Here is a 19,467-nt window from a genome sequence, read left to right as displayed (position 1 = left end):
ACTCCCTTGAGAGCCGTGGAAGACCACCACGTTGATAGGCTGGGTGTGCAAGCGCGGTGACGCGTTGAGCTTACCAGTACTAATCGCTCGATTGAACTTGATCGCTCTCATGATCCGTGTCCGTGACTTGGTCCGGCAGCCGCAAGGCTGGCGGAGCCAAGCTGATCGGCAGCCGTTGCAAAGCGGCTCCGATCAGCGGACGGTCAGAAGAACGAAACCAAAGACCAACCAAATGCTTGCCGAACAACGATGTGCTGCGCCGGTCTGGTGGTTTGAGCGGTGTGCCCAGAACCCGATCCCATCTCGAACTCGGCCGTTAAACGCACCAGCGCCCATGGTACTGTGTCTCAAGACACGGGAGAGTCGGCGGGGATCTCCGCTTCGCTGCGACTTGCCGAACGATGTGCTGCGCCGGTCTGGTGTTTGAGCGGTGTGCCCAGAACCCGATCCCATCTCGAACTCGGCCGTTAAACGCACCAGCGCCCATGGTACTGTGTCTCAAGACACGGGAGAGTCGGTCGCCGCCAGACCTGCACAGCACATCACCCTTCCCTCACAACGATCCGAACTTGCCCCAAAGGCAAAACACCCTGGCGCGGGGTGGAGCAGCCCGGTAGCTCGTCAGGCTCATAACCTGAAGGTCACAGGTTCAAATCCTGTCCCCGCAACCAAACACCAAACAGACCCAAAAGCCCCCGATCCTCAACGGTCGGGGGCTTTTTGGCCACGAGCTTCACGTGGGCGTCGTAGAGGGTGTCGACCATAGCTCGTCAGGCTCATAACCTGAAGGTCACAGGTTCAAATCCTGTCCCCGCAACCAAACACCAAACAGACCCAAAAGCCCCCGATCCTCAACGGTCGGGGGCTTTCTGCCGTTTGCTTCACATCAAGCCGCGCTCCGTCGGGGGAACGCCGTCGCCTCACTCTCGACACGCTGACCTTCGACATCCTAGACCCGGCAGGGGGCTTTTCCGTTCCGTTCGCCGGCGGTGCCAGGGGCACGTTCACAAGGGTTGTTTCGTGAAGCGCGGTCGCCTCAAGATCGGCCATCCGGCCCAGACTCAGGACGGGCGTCCCACGCCGCGCTTCCACAACGGGATCGAACCGCCCCTCGACCTCCTCGGACCCGACGCGCCGCGCATCGATCGCCGTGAGGTCAACCTGCGCTGGCTCTGCGCCAGTACCCTGACGGGCCTGACCGGAGCCGGTCTCATCGGGGCGGCGATCCATGTGTCGTTCCAGAGCGACATCTCCTTTGCGGCGATCCCCGAGCGGGCGGCTGTCGTCGTCCGTTCCGCGCCGAGCGACGACGACATCGCCCTGGCGCGCAAGGGGGACCGCCTCGTGCGAAACCTCATGATCGCCTCGGCGAAGCAGAGTTTCCGCGCACCCGTCACCGTCCGCCTCGCCGACCGCGAGATCATCAAGGTCCGGCCCTTCGTCCGCATTTCCACCGCCCTGTCCATGACCACGGGGGTGTTCGCCGCCGAGATGCCGCGCTTCGATCCGATGAAGTTCGCCTCGGACGAGCCGTTGGAGCGCGCACCGGACCCCGGCATCTCCGAGGGCCCGGGTGGCGAAGTCTCCGTCGTGAAGCAGGATCTCGTCGGCCTGGCCGTCGAGCCCGGCGCGGCTGCCCTGACCGACGACGATGTCGCCGCGCAGATCGAGGAGGAACGCCGGCTCACGGCGGAAGCCGGACGACGCAGCGCCGTGCCGGTGGCACCACAGATCATGCTGTCGCGCACCCTGCAGCATGGCGGAGCCTCGTCGGATTTCGAACCGGCCCAGCCCGTCGGTGGTCCCAGCCCGTTCCAGTCCATCGACGTTCTCGTGGTGCCCGAGAACGTGACCCGGCTCGCCAAGGTCGGCCTGCGCGCCGGCGACGCCCCCCTCGTCGACGAGCGCGACCTCGCCCTCAAGCGCGGCGAGGGCCTCGAGACCGTGCTGCGCGGGACCGGCCAGGCCAGCGAGGAGCAGATCCGCGGGATCGTCGCGGCCCTTGGCGGGCGCGGGCGGATCGGCGAACTCGCCGAAGGCCAGCAATTCCGCCTCCAGATCGCGCCCGGCCCCAAGCCCGGCGACCCGCGGCAGGTGACGCGGCTCATCCTCTACGGCGAGGGCGGCATCGAGGCCATCGCGGCCATCAACGATCGGGGCGCCTTCGTCTCCGTGGCGCCCCCGACGGAGGGGGCACCCTCGCCGAAGGTCTTGGGCAAGGTCGACGCGTCGGGCGAGGACGAGGAAGAGGAGGGCGGCTCCGGCCCCCGGCTGTATCAGAGCCTACAGGAAACTGCGGCCCGGCATGAACTGCCGCGGACCACCGTCGAGGATCTCGTGCGGATCTTCGGCTACGACGTCGATTTCCAGCGTCGGATCTCATCCGGCGACGCCCTCGACGTCTTCTACACCTTCGACGAGGATGCGGGGCAGACGGCCTCCGAGAGGCCGGACCTGCTCTACGCCGCGCTGAACCTCGGCGGGGAATCACGCAAGGTCTACCGGTTTCAATCCCCCGACGACGGGACCATCGACTACCTCGACGAGCAGGGCCGTTCCCTCAAGAAGTTCCTCATCCGCAAGCCCATCGCCGACGGCATCATGCGGTCCGGCTTCGGCTACCGGCGCCACCCCGTCCTCGGCTACGCCAAGCTCCATACGGGCGTCGACTGGTCCAATCCCATCGGTACGCCCATCGTCGCGGCGGGCAACGGCACCCTGATCAAGGCGGATTGGGATTCCGGATACGGCCGCCGCATCGAAATCCAGCACATCAACGGCTACGTCACGACCTATAACCACATGTCGCGTTTTGCCCGCGGGATGACGGCCGGAGCCAAGGTCCGGCAGGGGCAGGTGATCGGCTACGTCGGCTCCACCGGCCTCTCGACGGGGGCCCATCTCCATTACGAAGTGGTCATCAACGGCCACTTCGTCGACCCGATGAAGATCCGGGTTCCGCGCGGCCGCGAGCTCGACGGCCGGATGCTAGCGGAGTTCACCCGGCAGCGCGAGCAGATCGATGGCGTGATGCAGAAATCGCGGTCCGCCACGGCGATGGCGCAGCGCGAGACCTTCCGCTGAGCCCGCCTCCGCGCAACCAAGGCGAAGACGGAATCGGCGGGTGCGAATGGCATCCGAGGATGACGGCTCTCCGCTATCGCGAAGCGATCGTGTCGAAAATCGTATGACCGAGCACGGCCGCAGGCATTGATCCGCCGCGTCACTCGTCCTGATCAGGCGGAGGCGGCCTCGCCGAGCATGATCCGGGCGGTGTCGAGCATCGTCTTCATGGCGTCCGTGGCGCCGCGATAGGCCGGTGTCCCCACATCCCAGTTCTGTCCCACCAGGGCCGTGATCATCCGATCGGCTTCCTCCAGCACCTTGGCTTCTGCCGTGAGAAGCTGCGGCAGGGCGGGATGGGTGGCGAGGGGGCCGACGCGCAGGAGACCGGCGAGGCTGAGCCCGTCGTTCCAGGGCAGTCTGGCGAGGCTGCGATCCGGCTCGGCCAAGCCGACGAGGACGCGGGCGAGCTTGCGTTTCCAGGCGCCGATATCGGCCGGCAGGCGCACCAGGGCGTAGGTGGGCAGACCGCGCGCGCCCGTATCGAGGGCCTTCTGCCCGAGGGCTTCGGCCTTGACCAGGCGCTTGGTGATCTGCTCGATCTCCTCGTGGGTTTTCGAGGCCTTGCCGGCGATGTTCTGGACGCTGGTGGAGATCTCCGCCGTCGCCTGGCGCTGCTGGCCGAGCATGTGCGCGATGGCCCGGTTGAGTTCGCTCGCCTCGCCGATGCGGTCGTTGGCCTGCGAGACCCGGGTCTCGAGGCCGTCGACGATGGTCCGGCCGGCGGACACGGCGCTGCGGCTCTCGCTCACCGCCTGGGCGATGGACCCCATCTCGACGGTCAGGGTGTTGAGGAGGGAGCGGATCTCCCCCGTGGATTTCGCGGTCTGGGCGGACAGGGATTTCACCTCCGCGGCGACGACGGAGAAGCCGCGCCCGGCCTCGCCCGCCCGCGCCGCCTCGATGGTCGCGTTCAGCGCCAGGAGATTGGTCTGGCTCGAGATCGCCGCGATGGCGGTGGCCATCACCTCGATCTGCGCAATGGCGCGCTCGAGCACCACCACGCGGTCGGCGATCTGGACCGTGCGTCCCTCGATCTCCTGCATGGCGCCGCGGGCCTGGCTGCCGTCGGTGATGCAGCTCTGCATGGCGGATAAGGCGTCCTCGGCGACCTTCACCACGGTGTCGGAGGTCTGCGCGACCTCGGCGATGGAGGCGGCCATCTCCTCCGTGGCGCCCGCGATGGTCTGGGTCGCGCGGGCGACCTCGCCGACGTCGTAAGTCATCCATCCGGTGTTGGTCGCGGCTTCCGAGGCTTCCCGCGCCACCCGGGCGGTGCTGCCCAGGGCCCGGAGCGTCGCGCGGTCGGACTCACCTTGGAGACCGACGAGGGCGGTCTTCAGGGGGCCGTCGGGCAGATCGACGGCGTCGAGGTCATGGGTCGCCATCAGGCGTTCGACGGCGTGGATCAGACGGACGTCTTCGGCGACGGGCGTGGCTTCCGGCGTCACTTCGGCAACGCGGCGATTCTTCGCGAACCGTGTCAGGGGAAGACCGAGCATCGAGGACGTCCTGTTGGCGAGGCGTCACTGATATGTTCGTCCGATTAAGACTCACTTAATGCGCGTCAAACCTTTGTACCGACTTTGCCCGTTTCCGGGCATCGCGTTTTGTACCCAGAAGTTGTGTTGGGTGCCGCGCAATATTCTTACGAAGACAGAATGACGCGCTGCGGTAGAGCGCATGCTTATGGGCGCGACGCATCCGGGCGCTGCCCTGTCCCGGCTTCGTGCCGACCCGGCAGCGGAAGATCCGTCAGGCCGGCCCGGCGCTCCAGGAGGGTCGGGGGCGGCACCGGGGCCGCGATGACGCAGACCACGCCGCTTTCCTCGAACAGGAGTTGCACGTCGCCGGCCAGATCGCGGGCGAGGCTGCGCTCGATCAGGCGTGAGCCGAACCCCGTCCGGGTCGGCGGGACGACGGCCGGCCCGCCGCTCTCGCTCCAGCGCAGGATGAGCCGGACGTCCGGATCCCGTACCACCGACCAGGTGATGGCGACGCGTCCGCCCTCGCGGGAGAGGGCGCCGTACTTCACCGCATTGGTGCCGAGTTCGTGCAGCGCCATGGCGATGGAGAGGGCGAAGCGCGGCGGCAGGCGCAGGGCCGGGCCGCTGACCCGGAAGCGCGAGGCGTGGCCGTCATCCCCGTCGAGGGGCGCGATGGCGTCGGCCACGACGGTCCCGAGTTCGGCCCCCTCCCAGCTCTCGCGGGTGAGGACGTCGTGGACCCGCGCCAGGGCGAGCAGCCGCGCCTCGAACGCCGCACGGGCGGAGGCGGCCTCGTCGCCTTCGAGGCGGCGCAGGGACTGGCCGGCGATGGACTGCACGGTGGCGAGGGTGTTCTTCACGCGGTGGTTGAGTTCGTGGATGAGGAGGAGCAGGTGCTCCTCGGCGCGCTTGGCGTCGGTGATGTCGACGTTGCAGCCGGTGTAGCCGAGGAACGCTCCGGTATCGTCCTGGCGCGGTACGCCCTCGCAGCGCAGCCAGCGGACCCGGCCGGTCCGGTCGACGACGCGGACCTCGCCGCGGAACGGCTCACGGGCCTCGAACGCCTCGCGGAACAGGGTCGAGAAAGCCGGAAGATCGTCGGGATGGACGATCCTGTGCCAGCCATCCCCCGCCAGGGTCCGGGCCGCCTCGCCGAACAGGTGCTCGAAATGCATGTTGGTGAAACTGATCTCGGCCGTCTCGTCGGTCATCCAGATCAGGGCCGGGGCCGAATCGGCCATGTGGCGGAACCGCGCCTCGCTCTCGCGCAGGGCACTGAGGCCGCGCTCGGTCTCGGCGAGGGCCCGGTCGCGCTCGGCGCTGCGGGTCCGCAGGCGGATGGAGGCGTCGGCCAGGACCTCGCCGAGGCGGCGGATCTCGTTGACCGGCGAACTGATGCGCGGGATCGCCTCGCCGCGCTCCAGGGCGTGCCCCGTTGCGGCGAGGCGCCGGAGGGGTCGCGCCACCCGCGACCACAGGCTCAGGGCCAGGATCGACGAGGTGGCCAGCACGAGGAGGCCGAAGCCGCAGAACGCCCAGATCCAGCCGTGCAGCCGCGCATCCACGAGGGATTGCGGGATGACCGCGCCCACCGTCCATCCGGTCAGCCGGGCCCGGGCCTCGACCACCGTGACGGGCCGCATCTGGCGATCCTTGCCCTCCCAGACCCCCGCGGTGTCCGTCTGCTTCTGGCGCAGGGTCCCCAGGCGCGGACGTCCGACGATGGCGGCCGAATCGGGGATGCGGGCCATCACGACGCCGTCCCGGTCCGAGATGCCCGTCATCCAGCCGGCGATGCTCTCCCGGGCGACGAGGGCCTGCAGGCGGGTCACCGGCGCGCTGAAACTGAGGATGTAGGCGATGTCGCCCTCGACGGACACCGGCACGGCGATGGCGTAGGTCGCCGCGTTCGGGCTCGCCCCGTGCAGCAGGCCCGACACCATGGCGCGCTGGGTGCCTGCCGCGATCTCGCGGTCGAACGGCAGGCTGCCCCGCGGCAGCGGCGCGCCGGGCGGCACCGCCGTATTGACGAGCTGCTGTCCGTCGGGACGCCGCAGGAGAAGGTCGAGGCCGACGGCGTCGCGCACGAGGCGGGCCTGGGTGTCGAAATTCGCGAACTCGGCATCCTTCAGGCGCGGCGAGGTCGCCAGGGTCTGGAGCACGGAGACGAGGCCCGCCGTATCCCGGTCCACCGAGAGGGCGATGCCGCGGACGTTCTCCCGCGCATCCTGCTCGAATCGCGCCCGCTCGGTGCCGGCGTAGCGCACGAGCAGGATCGCGGTGAACAGCAGCCCCGGCCCGATCAGGGCGACGACCAGGGCGACGAGGTAGACCTGCGTCGAGACATCCCCGCGCCACAGGGCCGGGAGGAAACGGCCGAGGCGCCGCGACCGCCGCCGGAACGGCCCGAGCGGCGTCTTTCCGGCCGTCTCCGCGCCGCCGTCCTGCGGACCGGACGCACTCATGGGCGGTCGAGGTGCCCGAGGTCGCGCGCCGGGCTGATCCGGTCGCGCACCCGCTGCTTGAGGGCCTTCACGTCGGGAAACCCACCGTCGCGGGTCCGGTCCCACAGGATGTCGCCCTCGCACGCGATGACGAACACGCCGCCGGTTCCGGGAACCAGCGCGACCTCGCCGAGGTCGTCCCGGAACGTGGAGAGCAGCTCCTGGGCCATCCAGGCCGCGCGCAGGAGCCATTGGCACTGCGTGCAGTAGGTGATGGAAACCCGCGGTTTTCCGGCCGGGGCGTGTGGTGTTCCGTCCATGACCGGCACAGCGCACCGAACCCCCCCGCCTTGTCAACCACGGGACCCTTCGACGCCGCGGTCATCGCGAGCGCGGAGTCGCGCCGGCGTTGCCGTCGTCACCGAAGTCTACCCGTGGAGATTCGGCCGTGCCTTTCCTGCGCGCAAAACCTTCTCCGTGCCGGCGGCCGTACCTATCTGTCGCAGGGGACGGTCGAGACCGTTCCGATCCTTCGTTGCCCTCAGGAGTCCCGTCCATGCATCCAGGCGTCGCCATCCCTGCCGGTCCGACCGTCTTCGGCCGGGTCCGCGCGGCGTTCGTCGCCCTGGCGCTCGCCACAACCCTCACGGGATGCGGCGCCATCAACCGCGTGCCGACCCTGGAGGAGAGCGCCAAGTCCTCGTGGAGCGAGGTGCAGAACCAGTATCAGCGCCGGGCCGACCTGATCCCGAACCTCGTCGAGACGGTGAAGGGCTACGCCCAGCAGGAGAAGGACGTCCTCGTCGGCGTCACCGAGGCGCGCGCCAAGGCCTCCAGCGTCAAGGTCGATGCCTCGACGGTGAGCGACCCGCAGAAGTTCAAGGAGTTCCAGGACGCGCAGAACCAGCTCTCGGGGGCCCTCGGGCGCCTGCTCGTGACCGTGGAGCGCTATCCGGACCTCAAGTCGAACCAGAACTTCCTCGCCCTCCAGTCGCAGCTCGAGGGCACCGAGAACCGGATCGCCGTGGCGCGCCGCGACTACATCGGCGCGGTCCAGGCCTACAACACCGAGGTTCGCACCATTCCGGGCCGCTGGATCGCCGCGTGGTTCTATCCTGAGGCCAAGCCGATGGAGACCTTCACGGCGACGCCGAATGCCGAGCGTCCGCCGAACGTGAAGTTCTAGGCGTCCATGCCGGCGAACATGGGCCGGGGATTTCGCGCCGTCCTGCTCGGGCTCGTGCTCGTGCTGCAGGCGGGGCTCGTCCTCGCCGCCGATCCGACCTTCCCGGCGCTCTCCGGGCGCGTCGTCGACGCGGCCGGCATCCTGAAGCCGGAGGACCGTGCCGGCCTCGAGTCGAAGCTCAAGGCCTACGAGGACAAGACCACCGATCAGGTCGTCGTCGCCACGGTGCCGGACCTCCAGGGCCTCACGGTGGAGGATTATGCCAACCGCCTCTTCCGGCACTGGGCGCTCGGGCAGAAGAAGACGAACAACGGCGCCCTGCTGCTGGTGGCGCCGAAGGATCGCAAGGTTCGCATCGAGGTCGGCTACGGCCTCGAAGGCGCCCTGACGGATGCCCTGTCGAAGGTGATCATCACCACGGCGATCACCCCGCGCTTCAAGACCGGGGACTATGCCGGCGGCCTCAACGCCGGCGTCGATGCCATGCTGTCGATCCTGTCGGGCGACGCCGAGACTTCGCAAGGGGAGACCTCGCAAAGGGAGCCCTCGCAAAGCGAGACTTGGCACCGCAAGGCGGAGATCCGCCGCGACGAGGCCGATCCCGGCCAGGTGATCGTGTTCATCGTCATCTTCCTGGTGATCCTGTTCCTCGCCTACCGGATGAACCGCGGACGGCGCGGTGGCGGCTTCGTGATCCTGCCCGGACCGTCCTCCGGCGGATGGAGCGGCGGGGTCTCGGGGGGCTTCGGAGACGGCGGCGGATTCTCCGGCGGGGGCGGCTCGTCGGGCGGCGGAGGAGCTTCGGGTGACTGGTGAGCCGATTCTGGACCGGGACGCGCGTGCGCGGATCGTTGAGGCCGTCCGCCGCGCGGAAGCGGCGACGTCGGGCGAGATCGTCGTTCTGGTTGCGGCCCGTGCGGGTACGTACCGCTCGGCCCCCCTGCTGTTCGCCCTGGCCTGCGGTCTTCTCGCGCCCTGGCCCCTGATTCTGCTGACGCCGTGGAGCGCCGTCTCCATCGCCCTCGCCCAGGCCTGCATCGTCCTGGCCGCCCTCGCGGCCGGCCTGCACCCGCGCGCGCGGATGGGTCTGGTGCCGCGCGCGATCCGGCGGGCCCGGGCGCACGAGGCGGCCCGGCGCGAGTTCTGCTCGCGCGGTCTGTCCCGCACGCCGGACCGCACGGGCGTCCTGATCTATCTCGCCCGTGCCGAGGGGCATGCCGAGATCGTGGCCGATGCGGGCGTCGCCGCACGGGTCCCGGCCGCCGCCTGGGAGGCGGCCATCGCGGCGCTCCTGGCGGCCCTGCGCCGGGGCGAGATGGAGGCCGGCCTCGTCGCCGCCGTCGAGCGCGTCGGGGCTATCCTCGCCGCCGAACTGCCCGACCGTGACGGCGGCCTCGATCTTCTTCCCAACCGGGTGATCGTCGTCGACTGACTCCGCCGTCGCGGCCGCAGGGGGTGGCACTTCGCAAACGGTGACACTTGGCAATTGATGTCCGCCGATTGCGCGAGACGTCTGGCCCTCGTTCGCAAATTGCGTAACAAGGGGGCTTGACGATCTGCCAGCAAGGACAGGTCGCGGGAGCGAGACGTCGATGAGTGCGATCACCAAGCACGGGCCATGGGCCCTCGTTGGAGCGTTGGGCGCCGCCGCCCTCGCCATCGTAGCCACCACCCGGGGCGAAACGGTCAACGCCCTCTGGATCGTCGTGGCGGCGGTCTGCACCTACCTGATCGCCTATCGCTACTACTCGCTCTTCATCTCCACGAAGGTCATGCGCCTGGACGACCGGCGCCAGACCCCGGCCCACGTTCACAACGACGGGCTCGATTACGTCCCCACCAACCGCAACGTGCTGTTCGGGCACCATTTCGCCGCCATCGCGGGCGCCGGGCCCCTGGTCGGCCCCGTCCTCGCCGCGCAGATGGGCTACCTGCCGGGCCTGCTCTGGATTCTCGCGGGCGTCGTGCTCGCCGGCGCCGTGCAGGACTTCATGATCCTGTTCATCTCCATGCGCCGCGACGGCCGCTCCCTCGGTGAGCTGATCCGCGCCGAGCTCGGCACCATCCCGGGCGTCATCGCCCTGTTCGGCACCTTCATGATCATGGTGATCCTGCTCGCCGTCCTGGCGATGATCGTCGTGAAAGCCCTGGCCGAAAGCCCGTGGGGCACCTTCACCGTCGCGGCGACGATCCCGATCGCCATGATGATGGGCCTCTATGCCCGCTACATCCGCCCCGGCAAGGTCGGCGAGGTCTCGATTCTCGGCTTCGTGCTGCTGATGCTCGCCATCGTCTACGGCGGCAACGTCGCGGCCGATCCGTACTGGGGGCCGTTCTTCACCTTCACCGGCACCCAGCTCACCTGGATGCTCATCGGCTACGGCTTCGTCGCCTCGATCCTGCCGGTCTGGCTGCTCCTCGCCCCGCGCGACTACCTCTCGACCTTCCTCAAGATCGGCACCATCGTCGGCCTCGCGCTGGGCATCGTCTACGTCGCCCCGCACATGAAGATGCCGGCGGTGACCAAGTTCGTCGACGGCAGCGGGCCGGTCTGGGCCGGAACGCTGTTTCCGTTCCTGTTCATCACCATCGCGTGCGGCGCGGTGTCGGGCTTCCATGCCCTGATCTCGTCGGGCACCACGCCGAAGCTCATCGAACGTGAATCGGATGCCCGCTTCATCGGCTACGGCGGCATGCTCATGGAGAGCTTCGTCGCCGTGATGGCCCTGGTCTCGGCCAGCGTCATCGAGCCGGGCATCTACTTCACCATGAACTCGCCGGCCGGCCTCGTCGGCACCACGCCCGAAAGCGCCGCCGCCGCGGTGACGAAGCTCGATCCGGCCTTCGCGATCACGGCGGAGCAGATCGCCCAGACCGCCGTCGATGTCGGCGAGCACTCGATCATCTCCCGCGCCGGCGGCGCGCCGACGCTTGCCGTTGGCATGGCCCACATCATCTCCTCGGCCATCGGCGGCAAGACGATGATGGCGTTCTGGTACCACTTCGCCATCCTGTTCGAGGCTTTGTTCATCCTGACCGCCGTGGATGCGGGCACCCGGGCCGGCCGCTTCATGCTGCAGGATCTCCTCGGGCTGATCTCGCCGACGTTCAAGGACACCACGGCCTGGGCGCCCAGCATCCTGGCGACCGCCCTCTGCGTCGGCGCCTGGGGCTACTTCCTGTACCAGGGCGTCACCGATCCGCTGGGCGGCATCTACACCCTGTGGCCGCTCTTCGGCATCTCGAACCAGATGCTGGCCGCCGTCGCCCTGACGCTCGCCACGGTGGTGATCTTCAAGATGAAGCGCGAGCGCTACGCCTTTGTCACGATCATCCCCACCGTGTGGCTGTGCATCTGCACCCTCACCGCCGGCTGGCAGAAGATCTTCTCGGCCGACCCGAAGATCGGCTTCCTGTCCCACGCCGACCGGTTCTCGGCGGCGATCGCCGAGGGCAAGGTGCTGGCACCGGCCAAGAACATGGCCGACATGCACAAGATCGTCTTCAACGACCGGATCGACGCCGCCCTCGCGGTGATGTTCGTCGGGCTCGTCGTGGCCATCGGCGTCTTCGGCATCAAGGCCTGCGTGAAGGCCTATCGTGCCGACCGCTGGACCGCCCTGGAAAGCGGCGGCCCCGCCGCGGTCGCTGCGGAGTAGGCACCATGGCGCTGTCGTCGATGGAATTGCGGGACCGCCTCAAGACCTTCTCGAAATGCGTCTGCGACGGCGCCCGCCTCATGGTGGGGCAGGGCGATTACGAAGCCTATGCCAGCCATATCCGCCGCACCCATGCGGACCAGGAGCCCATGAGCGAGCGGGAGTTTTTTCGCAATCGCGAGAACGCCCGCTTCGGGGTGGGGAACCGCAACGGGTTTCGCTGCTGCTAGGGAGACCGCCGGCGTGACCGCTCGGCGGCCCGGCCCGAGACATGGTTTCGAGCATCGTTCGATGGCGCCGGCCTGATCCTTTCAGGTCGGCGCCTCTCGTTTCGATCCTCTGAAAAGTCAGCCAACTTACAACCGAAACGTGAAAAATCTCGATCGGTACACGCGATACTATAGCTAGATCGCCCGACGAAGCTTAAGCCTATCGCGATGGCTCTACGGACGACGTTGATATGGCTACGTGTACCGATACTGAAGACGCTCTCGCGGTGCGCAGAACACACGTTCAGTTCGATCGCAACCTTGTCGGTCTCGACCGGATCGTTGTTCGTGGTGCGCTCCTGTCGATGGTTACGTTCGGCGTGTACCGATTCTGGTATATGACTGAACTGCGGCGATTCTTCTGGTCGCGCACCCTGATTGCTGGAAGTCCTGCGCAGTACACCGGGCGCGGCAGAGAGTTATTCATCGGATTTCTGATCGCGACGGCGGTCTTCCTGCCGATCTACCTTGCAATCTGGATCGCCGCACTCTCGTTTCCCGAAATCGCGGATTTCAGCACGCTCCTGCTCGTTGTCGTCCTGTACCCCCTCGTCCAATACGCAAAGTACCGCGGGCGTCGTTACCGGACATCGCGTACGTCGTGGCGCGGCATACGCCTGAGCCAGGACGGCTCGGCGCGCGTCTATATGAGCAAGGCGGTCGGGTGGACGATGCTGTCCCTGGCGACCTTCGGCTTGGCCTACCCGTTCATGCGCGCGAGCCTCGAGCGCTATCGCATCGACCATACGTTGGTCGGCACGAGCCGGATGAGTTCCGCGATGGACGGATGGGTCCTGGTCAAGCCGTGGCTGATCTTCCACCTGTTTTCCATAACCCCCGTCATCGTGGCGGCGATCGCATTTCTCATCGCAACGGATTTCACCATCCCGCGCGATCTCTTCGTGCCTGATCTCGCTGGCCCTCCCGGAAAGTTGACGATAAACGAGGATTACATCGAAACCAACGTTGTTTTCTCAGCCGCGATTCTTCTGGTGACCGTGTTGATCTGCTTGTTGCTGGCGATCTCGCTCGGTCCATTCTACCGGGCGAAGGAATTGAAAGCGTTCCTGAACGCGGTGAGACTCGGTGAGTGTCGTCTGGAGTCGAGGCTCAAAGCGCGCACGATTTATGCAGCCTACAGCTGGTACGCGCTCGCCTTCGCGGGCTTTGTCGGTCTTCTCCTGGGGATCACATCGGTGGTCCGACCCGCGTTGACTCAGGTGGGCGGCTATACGCCGACGCAATCAATCACCCTGGCGCTTCTCGTCCTCGCCTACCTGGCGGGCGCCTTTCTCCTGAACCTGCTCTACGTGAGGGTCATTCAGGTCCGACTCTGGCGCGCGGTCGCCGAAACGACCGCGATCGAAAACGGGGACGTCCTGGAGGGAATTACGGCATCGAGACATCGCGTGGCCGGCGCCCTGGACGAGGGGCTGAGCGATGCGATGGGCGTCGGGAGTGCCTTGGAGGCAGGGCTCTGATGCGCGGGCCCGTTAATGCGGGCAGCGCGCCGTGACGGCCCCTCCGACGGCGAGGGGCGCCTATTTCGATGGCTTCGAGGCCAGGGCACATCCCGTCACCCTGCATCTGTCCGACCATCTCGAAATCGTCGGACCGGATCTGTACCTCCGTTGGAATCCGGTGGATCTCGTCGCGGACGATGCATCGGCGCCCCTGTTGCGCGTCGGCCCGCGCTTCAAACAAGACCGGGTGGAAATCCAGGACCCGGCGTTCGGCGCCGCGCTGACGGCCCGGTGTCCCGGCCTCCGTCGCGGCGCCACGACGGTGAAGGGAGCCGGTCTGCGGCTCGTCGTCTGGTCGGTCGCCGCGGCGATCGTCGCATTTGCGATGGCGCTCTACGGGATTCCGGCACTCGCCTCCCGCCTGGCACCGCTGGTGCCGTTCTTCATCGAGGCACAGTTGGGTGAGGCGGTCGACCGGCACGTCCGCTATCTCCTGGACTATCCTCCGCCCTGCGACGATCGCAGCGGACGTGCGAGCCTCGATCGACTCGTCGCGCGGCTCGCCCGGGACGGCGGCTTGCCGGAGGGGGTCCAAATCTCCGTCCGGCAGCATGACAGCGCCAACGCCTTCGCGCTTCCCGGCCGACGGGTCATCCTCCTGTCCGCCCTGATCGACGCCGCGCGGACGCCGGACGAGCTCGCCGCCGTGCTGGCCCACGAATTCGGACACGTGTCCGTTCAAGACCCCATGCGCGCGGTGATCGCCGCCAGCGGCACGTCGATCCTCCTCAGTCTGGTCATCGGCGACCTGTCCGGGTCCACGGTCCTGATCGGATTGGGGCAGGCCACCCTTGCGGCCGGTTACAGCCGCGATGCCGAGAGCGCCGCCGATGCCTACGCGGTGAGATTGCTGCAACGCGCGGGCGGCGATGCCTCGGCCCTGGCCACGATCCTCGAGCGCCTCGATGGAGAAGCGGATTCCTCGGCCCTGGGCATTCTCCGCAGCCATCCCTTCGTGAACGAGCGCGCCCACGCCATCCGCGCCCTCGCGGGACAGGCGCCGTCCGCCGGGCTCCTGAGCGACGAGGAGTGGAAAGCCCTCAAAAGCATCTGCGAGGTCAGATACGGGATGTCGCAGCAGTAACCGCGCGCCGCCGACGTCCAACGTGCCCGACCATGCGGTGAGAAAGCATCGCGTACGTCATTCAGAAACAAAGTCTTGCGAGACCCTGTGCGGCGCGGCGCCACGGCTGCGTCGTGCACTCAACTGTGCGACCACCTGAGCGCACGGTTTCGGAGACGGCATGGGTCTCGTTCAATACGCGCTGAAGTTCCGGATCACGATCTACGTGCTCGCCGTGCTGATGATGCTCGGCGGGGCGGCGGCCGTGGTGGTGGCGCCGAAGGACGTGCTGCCCACCGTGGACATTCCGGTGGTCGTGGTGGTGTGGACCTATAACGGCCTCTCCACCTCCGAGATGGAGCGGCGCATCACCACCTACGCCGAGTTCTCGCTCTCCAACAACGTCAACAACATCGCCCGGATGGAATCGACCACCCTGCAGGGGACGGCGATCCAGAAGATCTACTTCGACGGCAGCGTGAGCATCGATCTCGCCATCGCGCAGACCGTTTCGGCGATGAACTCCATCCGCGCGACCATGCCGCCCGGCGTTCAGCCGCCCATCGTCCTGCGGTTCTCGGCCTCGTCCGTGCCGGTGATCCAGCTTTCCCTCGCCTCCGACCGCGAGAGCCTGACCAAGGTCTACGACTACGCCCAGTACCGCATCCGCCAGCGCCTGACCCAGGTGCCGGGCTCGACCCTGCCGTCGCCCTTCGGCGGCACGCCGCGCCAGATCATGGTCGATCTCGACCTCCAGGCGCTCCAGGCCCTCGGGCTCACGGCCCTCGACGTCACCAACGCGGTCACCGCCCAGAACCTCACGGTGCCCTCAGGGTTGGCCAAGATCGGCGAGCAGCAATATCCGGTACAGCTCAACGCCTCGCCGGACGCCATCGACGCCCTCAACCAGATCCCCATCCGGGTCGTGGGCGGCCAGCCGATCCTCGTGCGCGATGTCGCCCATGTCCGCGACGGCGGTCCGCCGCAGGTCAACATCGTGCGCGCTGACGGCGTGCACTCGGTGCTGATGCGGATCTTCAAGAACGGCACCGCCTCGACCCTCGACGTCGTCAACAACGTCAAGAAGGCCCTCCCCGACATCCGCGCCGCCGCGCCGGAGGGCATGACCCTCAAGCCGCTGTTCGATCAGTCGGTCTTTGTCTCCGCCGCCATCGAGGGCGTGATCCACGAGGCGGTGATCGCGGCGGCCCTCACCGGGCTTACCATCCTGCTGTTCCTCGGCTCGTGGCGCTCCACGATCGTGGTGCTGGTCTCGATCCCGCTCTCGATCCTGACCTCCCTGGCGATCCTCGCCGCCCTCGGCGAGACCATCAACGTCATGACGCTCGGCGGCCTGGCGCTCGCGGTCGGCATCCTCGTCGACGACGCGACGGTGGCCATCGAGAACACCTACCGGCTGTTCGAGGAGGGCGAACCGTTCCGCAAGTCCGTGGTCGAGGGGGCCGCCGGCATCGCCAAGCCCGCCCTCATCTCGACCCTGTCGATCTGCGCCGCGTTCGTGTCGGTCTTCGCCCTGACCGATACGCCGAAATACCTGTTCACGCCCCAGGCGCTCGCGGTCGTCTTCGCGATGCTGACCTCCTACGTCCTGTCGCGCACCCTCGTGCCGGTGCTCATCGACGTGCTGGTGGCGCGCGAATACGCCGAGCGCCACGGCGACGGGGTCGAACCGCCGCGCCGGGGCCGCATCGGCCGTGCCCTCGCCTGGCTCGGCCGCCCGGTCCTGCGCCTCGCCGGCTGGGTCCGGCACGGCTTCGAGGCCCGCTTCACCCGCTTCCACCGCGGCTATGTCGGGCTCCTGCACGTGGTGCTGCGCCGCCGGATCGTGACGCTGGCCGTGGTCGGCGCCGTACTGGCGGGCTCGGCCGGCCTCTTCACCTTCGTCGGACAGGATTACTTCCCGCAGGTGGCGTCGAGCCAGATGACCCTGCACCTGCGCACCCGCCCCGGCATGCGCATCGAGACGGCCGAGCAGGTCTTCGCCGATGTGTCGCGGGTGGTGCGCGAGGTCATCCCCGAGGGCGAGATCGACCAGATTCTCGACAATATCGGCCTGCCGTCGAACAACTACAACTTCGCTTTCTCGGACGGCTCGTTCGTCGCCTACAACGACGGCCAGATGCTCATCAATCTGAAGGAGGGCCACGGGTCGGTGGCGGACTACACCAAGCGCCTGCGCGAGACCCTGCGCGAGCGTTTCCCCGACGTGGTGTTCTACTTCCAGCCTTCCGACATCATCACCCAGATCCTCAACTTCGGCACCCTCGCGCAGATCGACATCCAGGTGTCGGGCCGCAACACCGCCAAGGATCTGGAGGTCGCTCAAAACATCGTCCGCCGCCTCAAGGCGGTTTCCGGTGCCGTGGACGTCCATCTCCATCAGATCGTCGGCACGCCGCAATTCTTCGTCGACGTCGACCGCAAGCTCGCTTCGGAACTCGGCCTGACCCAGCAGCAGATCGCCCAGGGCCTGAACGTGTCCCTGTCCGGCTCGTTTCAGGTGACGCCGAACTTCTGGACGGACCCGAAGACCGGCATCCCCTACCAGCTCTGGGTCCAGACGCCGGAATTCCGCAACGACTCGCTCAACGCCCTCGAGAACACGCCGCTCCTCGTCCAGGGCGGTCCGGAGGCGCCGGGCGTCCTGACTCTGCTCTCCAGCGTCTCCACCATGCGGCGCGAGGGCGCCCAGACGGTAATCAACCACGTCAACACCCAGCCGACCTTCAACATCTACGCGGCGGTGCAGGATTCCGACCTCGGCTCGGTGGCGCGCGAAATCCGCACCATCGTGGCGGAGGAGCAGAAGGGCCTGCCCGCCCCCGACAAGATCACCGTCCGGGGGCAGATCGAGAACATGCAATCGGCCTTCACCCGCCTTCAGGTCGGCCTCGCCATCGCGCTGGTGGCCGTCTACCTGCTGATGGCGGTGAATTTCCAGAGCTGGGGCGACCCGTTCGTGGTCCTGGCGGCCCTGCCGCTCGCCTTCTGCGGCATCGTCGCCAGCCTGTTCATCACCGGCACGACGATCTCGATTCCGTCGCTGTTCGGGGCGATCATGTCGGTCGGCATCGCATCGGCCAATTCGATCCTGCTCGTCACCTTCGCCAAGGAGCACCGCGAGGCTACGGGATGCGGCGCGGCCGAGGCGGCGCTGCTCGCCGGCGAGACCCGCCTGCGCCCGGTGCTGATGACGGCGGGGGCCATGTTCCTCGGCCTCATCCCCATGGCTCTGGGCACGGGGGAGGGCGGCGAGCAGAACGCGGCGCTGGCCCGTGCCGTGATGGGGGGCATCGCCGTCGGCACCCCCTCGACGCTGCTGTTCGTGCCGTTCCTCTATGCGCTCCTGCGTCGGGGCGAGGCTCGGCCCCTGGAGGATTACGCGTGACGCACAGCCCCCGCGACCCCTCCGACGTGCCCCCGCCGCCGCGGGCCGGTCCGTTCGTCCTCGTCGGCCTCGGGGTCGCCGGGCTCCTGGCCTGGGGCGGCTACGGCCAGTGGCAGCAGCGCGCCGCCGCCGCAGAAACCCAGCGCAGAATCGAAACCCACGTGCCGCGCCTGCGCACGGCGACCGTGGAGCGGGCGGACAAGCCCATGGAGCTCACCCTGCCGGGCCAGACCGACGCTTTCGCGCGGGCCGCCCTCTACGCCCGCGCCACCGGCTACATCGCCGAGCGCCGGGTCGATATCGGGTCCCGCGTGCGAAAAGGGGATATCCTCCTGCGCATCGCCGCCCCCGACCTCGATCAGCAACTGGCCCAGGCCGAGGCCCAGGTCGGGCAGCTCGAGGCGCAGCTCCTTCAGGCCCGCTCCATGGTCGATCAGGCCAAGGCCAACGTGAATCTCGCCAACGTCACCAATTCCCGCACCTCGACGCTCGCCGGCCAGGGCTGGGCCTCGAAGCAGAACGCCGACAATTCCCAGGCGAGCGTGCTGAGCCAGGCCGCGACCCTCGCCTCCGCCCAGGCCGGCGTGAAGGTGGCCGAGGCCAACATCAAGGCGCAGACCGCCACCGTCGACCGGCTGAAGGCGCTGACGGGCTTCAAGGACATCGTCGCCCCCTTCGACGGGGTCATCACCACCCGCGGCGTCGACGTCGGCGACCTCGTCCACGCCGACGGCACCGGCACGGCGCTGCTCAGCATGGACCGCGACGACGTCCTGCGTGTCTCCGTCAACGTGCCGCAAAGCGCGGCGTCGGGCATCCGCGAGGGGCTCGACGCGGTGGTGCGGGTGCCGCAGATGCCCAACCGGGTGTTCTCCGGCAAGGTCGAGCGCAGCTCCGTGGCCCTGCTCCTGTCGTCGCGCACCCTCACGACCCAGGTCGACGTGCCGAACGCCGATCTGGCCCTGCGCGCCGGCCTCTACGTCTCCGTGACCTTCCGGGTGCCGCGCACCCAATCCATCGCGGTGATCCCGGCCGAGGCCTTGGTCTTCAACCAGCGCGGCACCCAGGTCGCCATCGCGGGCGATGACGGACAGGCACGCTGGCGCAATGTCCACATCCAGCGCGACCTCGGCACGGTCCTGGAGATCGACCGGGGCCTGGAGGGCGGCGAGCAGATCGTGCTCAGCCCGCCGGCGGACCTTCGCGACGACCAGAAGATCGAGCGTCAGGTCCCCAAGACCGACGACAAGCCGGTGACGGCGGCGGCGCGCTGATACGGGCGGTTGCGCTGGCGCGTTGCGGGG

Annotated in this window: 14 protein-coding genes, 1 tRNA gene and 3 rRNA genes; 14 read left to right on the top strand and 4 right to left on the bottom strand. The window is 68.0% G+C overall.

Translation table 11 applies throughout. From position 1 onward, the window contains the following. The 4 genes from ASF28_RS20840 to ASF28_RS20825 form a co-directional block, all read left to right on the top strand. Nucleotides 1–104: ribosomal RNA gene (locus ASF28_RS20840) — 23S ribosomal RNA — on the top strand; the annotation flags it as partial. 159 nt (nucleotides 105–263) lie between these two features. Then, a 5S ribosomal RNA gene (rrf, locus tag ASF28_RS20835) occupies nucleotides 264–382 on the top strand. 33 nt (nucleotides 383–415) lie between these two features. Then, nucleotides 416–530, top strand: a 5S ribosomal RNA gene (gene rrf, locus ASF28_RS20830). 64 nt (nucleotides 531–594) lie between these two features. After that, nucleotides 595–671: transfer RNA gene (locus ASF28_RS20825), tRNA-Met, on the top strand. On the opposite strand, the gene ASF28_RS23640 is transcribed toward ASF28_RS20825, so the two are convergent. Beyond that, the gene (locus ASF28_RS23640) at nucleotides 642–764 is read right to left on the bottom strand and encodes a hypothetical protein (RefSeq protein WP_274533147.1); all 123 of its coding nucleotides are present in this window, start codon (nucleotides 762–764) and stop codon (nucleotides 642–644) included. The genes ASF28_RS20825 and ASF28_RS23640 overlap by 30 nt on opposite strands. 256 nt (nucleotides 765–1,020) lie before the next feature. Between ASF28_RS23640 and ASF28_RS20815 the strand changes: the two genes are divergently transcribed. Then, on the top strand, nucleotides 1,021–3,084 hold the full coding sequence (locus ASF28_RS20815) for a M23 family metallopeptidase (protein ID WP_056097275.1): 2,064 nt from the start codon (nucleotides 1,021–1,023) through the stop codon (nucleotides 3,082–3,084). A 152-nt stretch (nucleotides 3,085–3,236) separates the two neighbouring features. On the opposite strand, the gene ASF28_RS20810 is transcribed toward ASF28_RS20815, so the two are convergent. From ASF28_RS20810 to ASF28_RS20800, 3 genes are all read right to left on the bottom strand, one after another. Continuing rightward, complete coding sequence (locus ASF28_RS20810) at nucleotides 3,237–4,625, bottom strand: methyl-accepting chemotaxis protein (RefSeq protein WP_056097273.1); 1,389 nt, start codon at nucleotides 4,623–4,625, stop codon at nucleotides 3,237–3,239. A 185-nt stretch (nucleotides 4,626–4,810) separates the two neighbouring features. Beyond that, nucleotides 4,811–7,075: a sensor histidine kinase gene (locus tag ASF28_RS20805; RefSeq protein WP_056097271.1), complete on the bottom strand. Its 2,265-nt coding sequence runs from the start codon at nucleotides 7,073–7,075 to the stop codon at nucleotides 4,811–4,813. Next, complete coding sequence (locus ASF28_RS20800) at nucleotides 7,072–7,374, bottom strand: SelT/SelW/SelH family protein (RefSeq protein WP_056097269.1); 303 nt, start codon at nucleotides 7,372–7,374, stop codon at nucleotides 7,072–7,074. The genes ASF28_RS20805 and ASF28_RS20800 overlap by 4 nt, the downstream gene beginning before the upstream one ends. Nucleotides 7,375–7,610: 236 nt before the next feature. On the opposite strand from ASF28_RS20800, the gene ASF28_RS20795 reads away from it, so the two are divergent. From ASF28_RS20795 to ASF28_RS20755, 9 genes are all read left to right on the top strand, one after another. Next, nucleotides 7,611–8,240 (top strand): LemA family protein, encoded by a 630-nt coding sequence (locus ASF28_RS20795; RefSeq protein WP_056097267.1) that lies wholly within the window; start codon nucleotides 7,611–7,613, stop codon nucleotides 8,238–8,240. Nucleotides 8,241–8,246: 6 nt separating this feature from the next. Further along, the gene (locus tag ASF28_RS20790; protein ID WP_056097265.1) at nucleotides 8,247–9,056 is read left to right on the top strand and encodes a TPM domain-containing protein; all 810 of its coding nucleotides are present in this window, start codon (nucleotides 8,247–8,249) and stop codon (nucleotides 9,054–9,056) included. Further along, the gene (locus tag ASF28_RS20785) at nucleotides 9,046–9,672 is read left to right on the top strand and encodes a TPM domain-containing protein (protein ID WP_056097264.1); all 627 of its coding nucleotides are present in this window, start codon (nucleotides 9,046–9,048) and stop codon (nucleotides 9,670–9,672) included. The genes ASF28_RS20790 and ASF28_RS20785 overlap by 11 nt, the downstream gene beginning before the upstream one ends. A 160-nt stretch (nucleotides 9,673–9,832) precedes the next feature. Beyond that, nucleotides 9,833–11,899 (top strand): carbon starvation CstA family protein, encoded by a 2,067-nt coding sequence (locus tag ASF28_RS20780; RefSeq protein WP_056097262.1) that lies wholly within the window; start codon nucleotides 9,833–9,835, stop codon nucleotides 11,897–11,899. 5 nt (nucleotides 11,900–11,904) lie between these two features. Next, complete coding sequence (locus ASF28_RS20775) at nucleotides 11,905–12,129, top strand: YbdD/YjiX family protein (protein ID WP_056097260.1); 225 nt, start codon at nucleotides 11,905–11,907, stop codon at nucleotides 12,127–12,129. Nucleotides 12,130–12,359: 230 nt separating this feature from the next. Continuing rightward, a complete protein-coding gene (locus tag ASF28_RS20770; protein WP_056097258.1) occupies nucleotides 12,360–13,649 on the top strand; it encodes a DUF898 family protein in 1,290 nt (429 codons plus the stop codon). 31 nt (nucleotides 13,650–13,680) lie between these two features. Beyond that, entirely contained in the window at nucleotides 13,681–14,775 is a 1,095-nt protein-coding gene (locus ASF28_RS20765) for a M48 family metallopeptidase (RefSeq protein ID WP_056097256.1), read from the top strand. A gap of 160 nt (nucleotides 14,776–14,935) precedes the next feature. Continuing rightward, nucleotides 14,936–18,163 carry an efflux RND transporter permease subunit gene (locus tag ASF28_RS23500; RefSeq protein WP_056097254.1) on the top strand — a complete coding sequence of 1,076 codons (3,228 nt, stop codon included), beginning with the start codon at nucleotides 14,936–14,938 and terminating at the stop codon, nucleotides 18,161–18,163. Next, entirely contained in the window at nucleotides 18,160–19,437 is a 1,278-nt protein-coding gene (locus ASF28_RS20755) for an efflux RND transporter periplasmic adaptor subunit (RefSeq protein WP_056097252.1), read from the top strand. Before ASF28_RS23500 ends, ASF28_RS20755 begins: the two co-directional genes overlap by 4 nt. Nucleotides 19,438–19,467: the final 30 nt, after the last annotated feature.

It is taken from the genome of Methylobacterium sp. Leaf99, from assembly GCF_001422375.1.
GTDB lineage: Bacteria > Pseudomonadota > Alphaproteobacteria > Rhizobiales > Beijerinckiaceae > Methylobacterium.
The sequence above is the reverse complement of the archived record's forward strand: the minus strand, read 5'-3'. Positions and strand labels throughout refer to the sequence as shown.

What these genes read in the sequence shown, in the direction of transcription:
- ASF28_RS20770 (WP_056097258.1), top strand. Translation starts at nt 12,360, where the DNA reads ATGGCTACGTGTACCGATACTGAAGACGCTCTCGCGGTGCGCAGAACA.
- ASF28_RS20780 (WP_056097262.1), top strand. Translation starts at nt 9,833, where the DNA reads ATGAGTGCGATCACCAAGCACGGGCCATGGGCCCTCGTTGGAGCGTTG.
- ASF28_RS23500 (WP_056097254.1), top strand. Translation starts at nt 14,936, where the DNA reads ATGGGTCTCGTTCAATACGCGCTGAAGTTCCGGATCACGATCTACGTG.
- ASF28_RS23640 (WP_274533147.1), bottom strand. Translation starts at nt 764, where the DNA reads ATGGTCGACACCCTCTACGACGCCCACGTGAAGCTCGTGGCCAAAAAG.
- ASF28_RS20775 (WP_056097260.1), top strand. Translation starts at nt 11,905, where the DNA reads ATGGCGCTGTCGTCGATGGAATTGCGGGACCGCCTCAAGACCTTCTCG.
- ASF28_RS20790 (WP_056097265.1), top strand. Translation starts at nt 8,247, where the DNA reads ATGCCGGCGAACATGGGCCGGGGATTTCGCGCCGTCCTGCTCGGGCTC.
- ASF28_RS20800 (WP_056097269.1), bottom strand. Translation starts at nt 7,374, where the DNA reads ATGGACGGAACACCACACGCCCCGGCCGGAAAACCGCGGGTTTCCATC.
- ASF28_RS20795 (WP_056097267.1), top strand. Translation starts at nt 7,611, where the DNA reads ATGCATCCAGGCGTCGCCATCCCTGCCGGTCCGACCGTCTTCGGCCGG.
- ASF28_RS20810 (WP_056097273.1), bottom strand. Translation starts at nt 4,625, where the DNA reads ATGCTCGGTCTTCCCCTGACACGGTTCGCGAAGAATCGCCGCGTTGCC.
- ASF28_RS20805 (WP_056097271.1), bottom strand. Translation starts at nt 7,075, where the DNA reads ATGAGTGCGTCCGGTCCGCAGGACGGCGGCGCGGAGACGGCCGGAAAG.